Source organism: Novosphingobium flavum, assembly GCF_014230315.1.
GTDB lineage: Bacteria > Pseudomonadota > Alphaproteobacteria > Sphingomonadales > Sphingomonadaceae > Novosphingobium > Novosphingobium flavum.
This window is the reverse complement of record NZ_JACLAW010000020.1, coordinates 1-11,464: the sequence shown is the minus strand read 5'-3', so window position 1 is coordinate 11,464 and position 11,464 is coordinate 1. Positions and strand designations below refer to the sequence as shown.

Sequence of the window (11,464 nt, the reverse complement as noted above, 5' to 3'; positions counted from 1 at the left end):
GGTGGATCGCCGGACAGTGATGAAGGGGGGGGCTGGAATGGGACTTCTGTCCACCCTGCCGGCATCGCTGATGGCGGCCACCACGGAGAGGGGCAAAGGCTGGGAATGGGGCCCGATGCGCTGGGTACAGATCTGCGCAACGGATGACGATCCGGGTCGCTACGACAAGCAGTTCTGGCTCGATTTCCTGGCGAGGACCAAGACTCAGGGGGTCTGCCTCAGCGCGGGCGGGGTCAGCGCCTATTACCCGACCAAGGTGCCTTACCATTACCGCAGTCCCTACCTTGGCAAGGGGGACATGTTCGGCGAGCTTGTTCATGCCTGCAAGAAGATGGGCATCCGGGTCCTTGGCCGGGTCGATCCGCACGCGATGCACGACGATGCGCTCGCTGCCCACCCCGAATGGGTCGCGCGGAATGCGGACGGATCGGTCAAGCGCCATCCGACCGATCCGGGCCTGTACCTGACCTGCCCGAACGGCAAGGTCACGTTCGAGTGGATGCCGCAGGTGCTGGAGGAGATCGTCAGCACCTATCCGGTCGACGGTATATTCGGGAACCGCTGGGCCGGCAGCGCCGGCATCTGCCACTGCGATCTGTGCAAGAGCGAATTCAAGGCCAAGAGCGGCCTCGATCTGCCGACCGCCCTCTCCAACCCGCGCGATCCCGCGGTGCGGGCCTACCTGATCTGGGACGATGAAAAGCGCTATGCCCAGCTCAAGCTGTGGACCGACACCGTTCAGGCGATCAACCCGAATGCCTTCTTTACGCCCGGCACATGGGGGCGGCTCGATCCTCGCCGCCTGCGCGAGACGGTTCGCTCGATCTACGCTGACCGGCAGGGGCGCAGCGGGGAAGGGCCGGCCTGGCTCAACGGCCGCAGCGCCAAGGAAACCTACTGCCTGATGCAGGACCGCCCGATGAGCGGGATCTTCGCGGTGGGTGAGACGTCAACGCCCTATCGTTTCATGGATTCGGTTCAGTCCGGGCCGGAAATCGCGGCCTACCTGCACGACGGGCTGGCGCATGGCTTCCGTCCGTGGATGACCAAGTTCAAGGCCGAGGTGTTCGACAAGCGTTGGGTCCCGGTGATCGAGAAGGCCTATAGCTGGCACGCGGCGAACGAGGACTATTTCCGCAATACGGACAACCTCGCACGGGTTGCCATGGTGCAATCGCACCAGACGTCGACCTATTACACCCCGGATGCGCGGCGTGACACCGGGGCGGCGGGGCCGATGGATGCGCAGACCCTGCGCATGGGCGCCGACGATGCCACCAACGGGTATTATCAGGCCCTCGTCGAGGCGCGGATTCCGTTCTGCTTTGCCGACGAGCGCCAGCTCGATCCCGAATATATCGACCGCTACAAGGTGCTGGTGCTGCCCAACATCGCCGCCCTGTCCGACCGGCAGTGCGCTCTTCTGCGCGGCTATGTCGAGCGGGGCGGGGCGCTCGTCGCCACGTACGAAACCTCGCTCTACGACGAATGGGGCCAGCCGCGCGCGAACTTCGGACTTGCCGAGCTGTTCGGCTGCGACTTCAAGGGTCAGGTCGACCGGCGGGTGCAGAACAGCTACCTGACGGTACGCGGGCCGGGTCCGCTGACCGTGGGGATCGACGATACGCCGCGGATCATGGGTGGGACCAAGCTGGTCCACGTCACGTCGCGCCCCGGCGGCGAAGCGCCGGCTCTCACGCTGGTCCCAAGCTATCCCGACCTGCCGATGGAAAAGGTCTTCCCGACCACCCGGCAGACCGAGGTTCCGATGGTCTATGCCGGCACTTTCGGGAAAGGCCGCGTGGTCTATATCCCGACCGACCTCGACCGGACCTTCTGGGAATGTTCGAGCGGTGATCACCTTGCGGTCCTGCGCAATGCGGTCCTCTGGGCGGCGGGTGAGGAACAGCCGATGACTGTCAAGGGGCCGGGCTTCGTCGATATCAGCCTGTGGCGGCAGCAGAATTCGATCGCCGCCCACCTCGTCAACCTGACCAACCCGATGGCGATGCGCGGTTACATGCGCGAAATCCTCCCGGCCGGCCCCTACGAGGTCAGCCTGCGGCTCCCGGCCGACGCGAAGGTCAGGCGGGTGCGCCTGCTGGAAGCGGGGACGGACGCCGAGGCGCAGAATGCGAACGGCCGGCTGGTCGTGAAAATCCCGTCGATCACATTGCACGAAGTGATTGCCATCGATCTTGCGTAGCGGTGGGATGCCCGTCCGGTCTGCCGGGCGGGCATCTTCCGGCATAACAACCCGCAGATTCTACCGCTCGGCCCCGGCCGAAGCCTAACCAAAGCCCAAGAGGAATTATGACGAGACTGGCCGCCAACCTCACGATGCTCTTCACCGACCTGCCGTTTCTCGACAGGTTCGCGGCCGCTGCGGCAGCAGGCTTCAAGGCGGTCGAATGCGTTTCGCCTTATGGCGAGCCGGCCGAAACCGTCGCCGAGCGAATGCGCGCGGCCGGCCTGACCTTCGCCCTGTTCAACATGCCTCCGGGCGACTGGGCGGCGGGGGATCGCGGCTATGCGGCCAATCCGGCGCGGGCCGAGGAATTCCGCGCCAGCATCGAGACGGCACTGACCTATGCCCGCGCGACCAGTTGCAAGACGCTGCACCTGATGGCGGGGAAGATCCCGGTGGACGCGGACCGTGCGGCGTGGACCGCAACCTTGATCGCGAACATCCGCCTCGCCGCCGATGCGGTCGCGGGTGACGGGATCACCCTCGTCCTCGAACCCATCAACACCCGCGTCGATATTCCCGGCTATTTCTATGATCGCTCGGCTGCGGTGATGGACATCATCGAGCAGGTCGGGCGAGACAATGTGCAGTTGCTGTTCGATATCTATCACCTGCAGGTCATGGAGGGCGATCTGGCCCGGTCGATCGAGCGGCTGCTGCCCAAGATTGGCCATATCCAGCTGGCCGACAATCCGGGTCGGCACGAACCGGGCAGCGGCGAGATCAACTTCGGCTGGCTGCTGCCGCGCATCGACGCGCTTGGCTACGAAGGCTGGGTCGGCTGTGAATATGCCCCCGCTACGACCACGACCGAGGGGCTCGGCTGGGCCAGGCCATACCTGGGCTGAATGCTCCAACAGCACTGCGCAGGGAGGCGGCGAGCCGCGCCTTGCGCTCGATAATCAAGCCAGATTCAGGGGAGAGGAAATGACCTATTCACGTCGCGATGCGCTGAGCCTGTCCGGAAGCGCGGCCGTGGCCACGGCCCTTGCCGCAAGTGGAACGCAATCCGCGTTCGGCGCTCCCCTCGCTTCGGCGGGCAAGCGCTGGTGGATCGACGAGTCGGTCCGCATGGCGCTGTTCCTCTATAACCAGTACCAGGCGCCGACTGACAGCGACGCCTTCGTCCAGACGCTGGTCGATCTGAACGCCAACGCGGTCGTCCTGCCCACGGCCGGGATCGCCGCCTTCTATCCGACCAAGGTGCCCTTCCACACCATCGCCCCGTCGCTGCCGGCGGGCCGGGACCTGATCGGCGAAATCGTCAAGAAGGCCCATGCCAAGGGCATCTACGTCGTCGCCCGGTTCGAATGGACGGTCAATCAGGACAAGAAGGTGATCGAGGCGCACCCCGACTGGGTACAGCGCAATGCCGCCGGGGAATCGCCGCTCTGGAATGACACCTATGCCATGTGCATCAATGGCGGCTACATGCAGAGCCACATCTTCAAGATCATGGATGAGGCGCTGAGCCGCTATCCGTTCGACGGGATGTTCTTCAACTACGGCGGCGGGCAGCGCAACGCTTTCGGGCCGTGCCACTGCGACAACTGCAAGGCGCTGTTCCGCCAGAAGTACAACCGTGATATCCCGGCCAAGCCGGATGACGATTACATCGCCTTCATGAACGAAGGCGCGGCCAACCTTGCGGCCAAGATCCGCGCCTTTGCCAAGGCGAAGAACCCGAACATCAACTATATGGTCGGGAGCGAGGCGGATTCCACCAACTCCGAAACCCACGGCGCCCCGATCGCGGAAGCCCATGCCCTCTGGCTCTACGATGCGAGCGAGACGGTCAACCGCGCCCGCGCCGCCTTCCCGGACCGGATGCAGTTCAACAACGACGCGGCCTTCCTCGACGGCCGCTGGCGCTATGCCCACCGGCCCGCGCCGGAGGGCGAAATCCGCTCCTACCAGAACATGGCGAACGGCGCCGGCCCGTACCTATTCGTCAACGGCAGCCATCACCAGTTCGACCAGAACGCCCAGAAGGGCGCGGCCCCGGCCTTCAAGTTCCACAAGGACCACGAAGACCTGTACGTCCGGCAGGAGAACGCCGCCCGCGTCCTGCTGCTGGACGAGCCGCAATCGTCCCTGGCGGCCGCGCTGTTCCGCTACGGCGAAAATCGCACCGAAGGTAACCCGCCCGGCAATGGCGGCTTCGGCTACCGGGACAGTACTGAACTTGGCAGCGGCGGCGAGAATGCCAAGACTGACATGGCCGGCTTCTTCCGCCTCCTGACCGAGCAGCACATTCCCTTCGTGCTGTCGCGCGATCTCAGCTGGGTCGAGAGGAACCCGGACAAGTACGATCTGGTCATTTCCAGTAAGGGCGCGCCTAAGGCGCTGGACGCCTATCTCCGTCAGGGCGGGCGGGTGCTGGCCGCAGGCGCAGTCCTGCCCGAGTTGAGCCTGCCGTCGGTCGTCAAGGCCTGGCGCCGCAAGGAGACGCTTGCCTCCTACTGGCGTGTGCAGGACAAAGCGCTGCTGCCCTCGCTGGCGGACACTGACTTGATGTTCTTCTACAGCGACTATCTGGAGTTGGAGCCGAACGGCAAGTCGGCGCTGACTTTCGTCCCGCCGACGAAGATTAACCCGATGGAGATGGTCGGCGAGAACATGCGGGACACCTCCATGCCGGGCCTGCACTTCGCCGACTATGGCAAGGGCAAGCTCGCCTACATCCCGTGGAACATCGGTGACCTCTACCACCGCGCGAGTGCCGTCCATCACGCCGCGCTGGTGGGTGACCTGATCGACAACCTGCTGCCGGCAGGCCGGCAGATCAGGACCAATGCCCACCCGACTGTGCAGATGACACTGCAGGTGCAGAAGGCGTCCAATCGCACGCTCGTCCACTTCGTGAACCTGTCAGGCGCTGCACAGGTGGCCTATCATCCGGCGATCCCGATGAGCGGCATCAACGTCGATGTCCGGGGTTCGTATTCCTCGGCACGGATGGCGAGCAGCAACCGCGAACTGCCGATCCGGCGCAGTAGCGGCTATACCAGCTTCACCCTGCCGACGCTTGACACCTATGACGTGGTCGTCCTGACCTGAGGCGGCTTGCCACAACAGGACAAAGGCGGCGTCGGGAAATCCCCGGCGCCGCCTTTCTCTTACCCGGGAAATGGAAAGGCGCAGGCTATTACCCGCGTAGTAGTCCGCGTCAGTGGGCCAGCGCGCTCATGCAGGGCGCGACCCGGAATGCGACCACGCCCAGCGGGCCATAGTCCGAACGATAGTCGCCGGGCGGCAACCAGCCCCGGTCGCCGATCTTGCCGGTAATGACTAGGTCACCGGCCTTGATCCGCCGGCCGCTGCGCAGGATCAGCCGCACCGCCGTGTGGAGACTGCCCCACTGCTCGCCCATCGATTCGCGCCCGAAGCCCGAGGTCAGCGGTTGGCCGTCGCGGGTCATCGAAACCTTGAGGCCGTTTAGATCGGTGCCCGCCGGCGCAGCGGCCGCGCCCCGCACATAGCGGGCGGCCGAGATGTTCGCAGCCACCATGTCGACCGCGCCGTAATGATCGGGATCGCGGTAGGCGATGTCCGGCAGGTCGACCACCGGCACCACCTGGCCGACCGCCCCGGCCAAAGCCGCGGGATCAGCCGGAAGCGTTGCGACGCTCCGCGCGAAGACGAAGCCCAGCTTCTGCTCGAACGAGGCTTTGCGATAGCCGCAGAGCGAAACCGTATCCCCGCTCGCCGCACGGCCCGAGGCGAACAGGACGCCGACCAGCGGCTCGCCGACATTGCGCCCGCGCATCGATGCCTCGGACATCAACCCGCCCTTGTAGCCCGCCACCTTGTCACCACGCGCCACGCGGCGGGCGACGAGGCGGGCCTGCAGGCGATAGGCCTCGGCCTGATCCGCGTAGGGCAAGCTGTCGGTAATCGGGGCGAAGGGCCGGCCGGCCGATTCGGCCGCCTCGAACCCACGCAGATAGGCCCCGCCTTGCGGCGAGGCCGTAGTGCAGGAGGCTAGCAGCAGTTGCACTGCTGCCAGCCCCACGCCGGGCAGGTAACGGCCCATTCGCGTCATTGCGGGATCACTCCGGGGAAGACGTACTGCTGGACCATGACGATCAGACCGAGCAGCAGGGTCAGGAAGATGCTGTGCTTGAACGTCCGGGCAAGGATCACGCCTTCCTGCCCCTTGCATTCGGTGGTCGAGGTGCCGGTCGAGATGTTCTGCGGGGAGACCATCTTGCCCAGCACGCCGCCCGAGGCATTCGTTGCCGCCATCAGCACCGGGCTGAGGTTCAACTGGTGCGCCGCGACCACCTGCAGGTTGCCGAACAGCGCGTTGCCTGAGGTGTCGCTGCCCGAGAGGAACACGGCCAGCCAGCCGAGGAAGGCCGAGACGAGCGGGAAGAAGATGCCCACCGAGGCGATGCCCACGCCGAGCGTATAGGCAATGCCCGAATAGTTCATCAGGTAGGCTAGCCCGACGATGATCATCGTCGTCGCCAGCGGCAGCTTTATCTGGCGCAGAGTGCCCTTGATGGCGATCACGAACTGCGCGGGCGAGAGCCGGACCAGCAGCGCCGTCACGAACGTGGAGACGAGGATCGCGGTGCCGGTGGCCAGCGGCTGGAAGGTCCAGATCGCCGCATAGGGCTTGCCGTAGGTCGTGATGAACACGGCGTTGTGCAGCCCCGGCCACTCGATCTTCATTTCGCCGATGGTGTTGAGCTTTAGGTGGACCCAGATGATTACCGTCACCGAGAGCACGATCCACGGCAGCCAGCCCTGCCACTTGGCGCTGCCTTCATGATGGGGCGCCCCTTCGGCCTGCGGGCGGTGCAGGGCGAATTCCGGATCGGGCGTCATCTTCCACAGCTTCACGAACACCAGAGTTGCGATGAGCGAAGCGAGCGAGGACAGCACATCGGTCAGGGCATAGCCAAGGTAGTTCGACGATACGAACTGGACCGAGGCGAACGAGCCGCCCGCCACTAACAGGACCGGCCAGACGCCTTTTACCGCGCGGAGGCCACCAAATACGCCAATCACATAGAACGGCAGAAGGATGGCAATCAGCGGCAACTGTCGGCCGATCATCGCACCGAGCGTCACGTCGTGTAGCTGGGTGACGGCACCGAGCGTCGTCACCGGGGCGCCGAGCGCGCCGAATGCCACCGGGGCGGTGTTGAACATCAGTGTGAAGACGATGGCATCGACCGCCCGGAAGCCCAGCGCCACCAGCAGGGCGCTGGTGATGGCGATGGGTGTGCCGAAGCCGGAGACGCCTTCGAGCAGGCAGCCGAAGGCGAAGCCGATCACGACGAGAACCACGCGGCTATCGTTCGGCAGGTGCTCGACCATCCAAGCGCGGAACTGCTCGAACCGACCGGAGATGACGGAGACGTTATAGAGCAGCAGCGCGTTGAGCACGATCCACATGACTGGCCATGCCGCGAATGTCGCGCCGGCGGCGATGCTGTTGATCGCAAGGCCGACCGGCATCTTCCAAACGAGGGTGGCAAGGAGTAGTGCGATGAGGACGCCGGCGCTGGAAGCCTGCCAGGCCGGTCGGCGCAGAACCCCCAATAATACCAGGACCACCGCTATGGGCACGGCCGCCGCCGCGAACGACAGCGGCAGGCTGCCCGCGATCGGTGTGACCAACTGGTGAAACATTCCTCTCCCTCCTATTGCCGGCCGAGTGGCCTTTTCGGTTGCTGGTTCCGGCGTCCGGCACCAATTGGTTAGAAAACATGCCCGCTGAGCTAGCTGACCTGAAACTCTGCTGATTCCTGCCGTTATGGAATGTCGCCGGAATCGGCATGAAACCTGCCTTAAGTATCGGAAATATAGTCCTTAATGTCCTTATCGGCGAATGCTTGGAGTTGCGTCGTCCGAGTCCGGATCGTCGGGGTTCCGCGACCTTATCGGACGATGATTTCGCCTCATAAGAATTACCATTGCACATCTTGGTAAAAAACTCTATCCAAAAATTCGATAGCGATCAACGGCCAGCTGATTGCACTGGATTGCGCCAATTGGGCGAGGAGGGATGATGATAGAGTCAATTGGCTTTGGGCGTGAGGAAGGGGCGTCGTTTCGAGTCGCCGAGCGTCCGAGTGCCAATCGCAAAGGATCGATGTCCTGCTCACATGCAGTCCTTGGATTGGCCTGTTCGATGTACGACGGAGTTGGCGCATGACCCCGCTTGCCGACCATTCCGTTGCCTGGACTGACGAGAAGGCCCGTGCTCTGCTGCGACGTATGTTCGACGCTGCCGTGGATGCGGCTGATCCGCGCAAGGTCTTGGCGCCACACCTGCCAGCACCGCCGCAAGGCCGTTGTGTAGTCGTTGGGGCGGGCAAGGCCGCCGCGACGATGGCGATGGCTGTGGAGGCTGCCTGGCCGGATGTGGAATTGACCGGCACCGTGGTCGCGCCTTACGGATATGGCGGATCGACCGACCGGATAAATGTTCGTGAGGCGTCCCATCCGGTGCCCGATGCCAGCAGCGAAGCGGCGGCGCGGGAAATCCTGGGCGCCGTGGCGGGCCTTTCGCCGCAAGACCTCGTGCTTTCGCTGATTTCCGGTGGAGGCTCGTCAGTCCTGGCCTTGCCGGTCGAGGGTTTGACGCTGACTGACAAGCAGCAGGTCAACCGTGCCTTGCTTGCCTCGGGCCTCGACATCCGCACGATGAACGCGATCCGGCGCCGCTTGTCGGCAATCAAGGGCGGGAAGCTGGCCGCTGCTGCGGCTCCCGCCCAAGTGATCACTCTCGCAATAAGCGATATCCCGGGCGATGACGTTGCTGCGATCGCCTCCGGTCCCACGATTCCGGATCCCGATGCTGGTCGGGATCTCACGCCTTTCGCCGATCTGCTGCATGATCATATCAGCCGGGCCGCCTATGACCGACTGGTCCGCCCCAGCGGACCGGCAAAAGAGGTGCCGGAGGTCGATGTGCGCTTGATCGCGACGCCGCGAGGTTGCCTCGAGGCAGCGGCGCAAGTGGCTCACGATGCAGGGGTCGAGGTTAAGTTCCTGGGGGATGACCTTGAAGGCGAGAGCCGCGATCTCGGCACAGAAATGGCGAAGCTTGCATTGGCACCAGTCGAGCAACCCACGCTATTTCTGTCGGGCGGGGAAACTACGGTAACGCTAACTGGCTGCACGCCCGGGCGTGGCGGCCGTAACACGGAGTTTACCCTTTCGCTGGCGATCGCGCTCGGCGGTAAAGAGGGGATTTGGGCCCTTGCCGCCGATACGGACGGTGAGGATGGCGCAAGTGGCGGCGGAGCCGGCGCAGTCATGGCGCCCGACACATTGGCCCGCGCAAAGAGCGCGGGGCTGGACGCGGTGCAGCACCTTGAAAGGCACGACAGCGGGACCTTTTTCGATGGAATAGGAGACCTGCTCAAGACCGGCCCGACGCTGACGAACGTCAACGATTTTCGCGCAATCCTCGTAGTTCCGAAACGGTAGGCCGATGCATCTTACGCGTAGACAAATCGGCAGCCGGGTGTCCATCCAAGCCCCGCCACGCGGGCGCAAGGTAAAGATCCTCGCGACGGTGGGACCGGCCAGCCGCTCCCCGGAAATGGTCGAGCGCCTGCTGCGCGCGGGCGTCGATGCCTTCCGCGTCAACATGAGCCACGGCGACCATGCCACCCATGCCGAGACCATCGCCACGATCCGCGCGGCGGAACGGGACATGGGCCGGCCGGTGGCGATCCTGTGCGACCTGCAGGGGCCCAAGCTGCGCGTCGGCACTTTCGCGGAAGGCAAGGTGCTGATCCGTCATGGGGCGCACTTCACGCTTGACCGCGACCCCGCGCCGGGCACCGCCGAGCGGGTCTGCCTGCCCCATCCCGAACTGTTCGAGGTGCTGCGCAAGGGCCAGCGCCTGCTGATCGACGACGGCAAGCTCAAGCTGCGCGTGATCAAGGCCGAGGCGGACACGATCCTGTGCACCGCCGAAGTCGGCGGGTTCATCTCCGACCGCAAGGGCGTCAACGTGCCCGACGCGGTGATCCCGGTGCCGGCGATGACCGAGAAGGACCGGCGCGACCTTGCCTTCGCGGTGGAACAGGGGGCGGACTGGATCGCGCTCTCGTTCGTGCAGCGACCCGAGGACGTGGCCGAGGCGCGGCGCCTGATGGGCGGGCACGGCGCGCTCTGCGCCAAGATCGAGAAGCCGGCGGCGGTCGACCGGCTGGACGAGATCATCGAGCTGTCCGACGCGATCATGGTCGCGCGCGGCGACCTTGGGGTGGAACTCAACCCCGAGGAAGTGCCGCCGCTGCAGAAGATGATCGTCGAGGCGACGCGCCGCTCGGGCAAGCCGGTGATCGTGGCGACCCAGATGCTCGAATCGATGATCGAGAGCCCCGCCCCGACCCGCGCCGAAGTGTCGGACGTGGCCAATGCGGTTTACGACGGGGCCGACGCGGTGATGCTCTCGGCCGAGACGGCCAGCGGGGCATGGCCGGTAGAGGCCGTGACGATCATGGACCGGATCGGCAAGCAGGTGGAGAATTCGCCGGGCTATTCGGCCCGCATCCACTTCACCGACGTCCAGCCCGACGCCACCACTGCCGACGCCCTCGCCCGCGCTTCGGCCGAGATCGCGCGGACCGTGACCCTGGCCGGGATCATCGTCTTCACCGGATCGGGCTCGACCGCGCGGCGCGTGGCGCGCGAGCGGCCCGGCGTGCCGATGCTGGTGCTGACCCCTTCGCAGAAGGTGGCGCGCAAGGTCGCCCTGCTGTGGGGCGCCTATGCGGTCCACACCAAGGACATCGGCACCTTCGAGGAGATGATCGCCAAGGGCAAGCGCATGGCCCTGCGCCACGGCTTCGGCTCGGCGGGATCGAAGCTGATCGCGCTGGCGGGCGTGCCCTTCGGCACCCCGGGGGCGACCAACCTGCTCCACGTGGTGACCTTGGGTTCGGCCTCATAAGCTATCGTCGAGCATGTGTTTTGCACGTCTCAGTATTCGATGCGGTGCTTGTGATTGAGCAGATCTGGACTCTCTTGTGACCAAAAACGTGACAGACGTGCCGACGATCCGCAGCCTGGAGGAGCGCCTGCAGGAATTGCACCCGCTCACCGCGCAAACCCCGCTGTTCAACCCGGTTTTCCAGCTCGGGCTGGAGCTTTCGCGCGGGCTGGAAAGCGGAACGCTGAGCCTCGACACGCTGGGCGGGCTGGTCGCGGAACTGGAGTGCGAGAGCCTTCAGGACCGCG

8 protein-coding genes are annotated in these 11,464 nt (G+C 65.0%); 6 read left to right on the top strand and 2 right to left on the bottom strand.

Annotation, left to right across the window (positions count from 1 at the left end; all coding sequences use genetic code 11):
- The first annotated feature begins 37 nt into the window (after positions 1-37).
- The 3 genes from H7F51_RS18185 to H7F51_RS18175 all read left to right on the top strand — a co-directional run bounded on the left by H7F51_RS18185 (position 38) and on the right by H7F51_RS18175 (position 5,308).
- Positions 38-2,206 carry an alpha-amylase family protein gene (locus tag H7F51_RS18185; RefSeq protein ID WP_221774230.1) on the top strand — a complete coding sequence of 723 codons (2,169 nt, stop codon included), beginning with the start codon at positions 38-40 and terminating at the stop codon, positions 2,204-2,206.
- Between the two features lie 107 nt (positions 2,207-2,313).
- Positions 2,314-3,096, top strand: coding sequence for a 2-oxo-tetronate isomerase (otnI, locus tag H7F51_RS18180; RefSeq protein ID WP_185665746.1), 783 nt, complete (start codon positions 2,314-2,316; stop codon positions 3,094-3,096).
- A 79-nt stretch (positions 3,097-3,175) separates the two neighbouring features.
- The gene (locus H7F51_RS18175) at positions 3,176-5,308 is read left to right on the top strand and encodes a family 10 glycosylhydrolase (protein WP_185665745.1); all 2,133 of its coding nucleotides are present in this window, start codon (positions 3,176-3,178) and stop codon (positions 5,306-5,308) included.
- Positions 5,309-5,417: 109 nt separating this feature from the next.
- Here H7F51_RS18175 and H7F51_RS18170 read toward each other — a convergent pair whose 3' ends face one another.
- A complete protein-coding gene (locus H7F51_RS18170) occupies positions 5,418-6,293 on the bottom strand; it encodes a 2-keto-4-pentenoate hydratase (RefSeq protein WP_185665744.1) in 876 nt (291 codons plus the stop codon).
- On the bottom strand, positions 6,290-7,894 hold the full coding sequence (locus H7F51_RS18165; RefSeq protein ID WP_185665743.1) for an L-lactate permease: 1,605 nt from the start codon (positions 7,892-7,894) through the stop codon (positions 6,290-6,292). The genes H7F51_RS18170 and H7F51_RS18165 overlap by 4 nt, the downstream gene beginning before the upstream one ends.
- A gap of 522 nt (positions 7,895-8,416) precedes the next feature.
- Here H7F51_RS18165 and H7F51_RS18160 point away from each other — a divergent pair.
- The 3 genes from H7F51_RS18160 to H7F51_RS18150 form a co-directional block, all read left to right on the top strand.
- A complete protein-coding gene (locus H7F51_RS18160) occupies positions 8,417-9,700 on the top strand; it encodes a glycerate kinase type-2 family protein (protein WP_185665742.1) in 1,284 nt (427 codons plus the stop codon).
- 37 nt (positions 9,701-9,737) lie between these two features.
- On the top strand, positions 9,738-11,177 hold the full coding sequence (gene pyk, locus H7F51_RS18155; RefSeq protein WP_343061333.1) for a pyruvate kinase: 1,440 nt from the start codon (positions 9,738-9,740) through the stop codon (positions 11,175-11,177).
- Between the two features lie 76 nt (positions 11,178-11,253).
- Positions 11,254-11,464: hypothetical protein (locus H7F51_RS18150; RefSeq protein WP_221774234.1), on the top strand; the 211-nt coding region annotated here is incomplete at its 3' end.

What these genes read in the sequence shown, in the direction of transcription:
- H7F51_RS18160 (WP_185665742.1), top strand. Translation starts at nt 8,417, where the DNA reads ATGACCCCGCTTGCCGACCATTCCGTTGCCTGGACTGACGAGAAGGCC.
- H7F51_RS18165 (WP_185665743.1), bottom strand. Translation starts at nt 7,894, where the DNA reads ATGTTTCACCAGTTGGTCACACCGATCGCGGGCAGCCTGCCGCTGTCG.
- H7F51_RS18185 (WP_221774230.1), top strand. Translation starts at nt 38, where the DNA reads ATGGGACTTCTGTCCACCCTGCCGGCATCGCTGATGGCGGCCACCACG.
- H7F51_RS18170 (WP_185665744.1), bottom strand. Translation starts at nt 6,293, where the DNA reads ATGACGCGAATGGGCCGTTACCTGCCCGGCGTGGGGCTGGCAGCAGTG.
- H7F51_RS18175 (WP_185665745.1), top strand. Translation starts at nt 3,176, where the DNA reads ATGACCTATTCACGTCGCGATGCGCTGAGCCTGTCCGGAAGCGCGGCC.
- otnI (WP_185665746.1), top strand. Translation starts at nt 2,314, where the DNA reads ATGACGAGACTGGCCGCCAACCTCACGATGCTCTTCACCGACCTGCCG.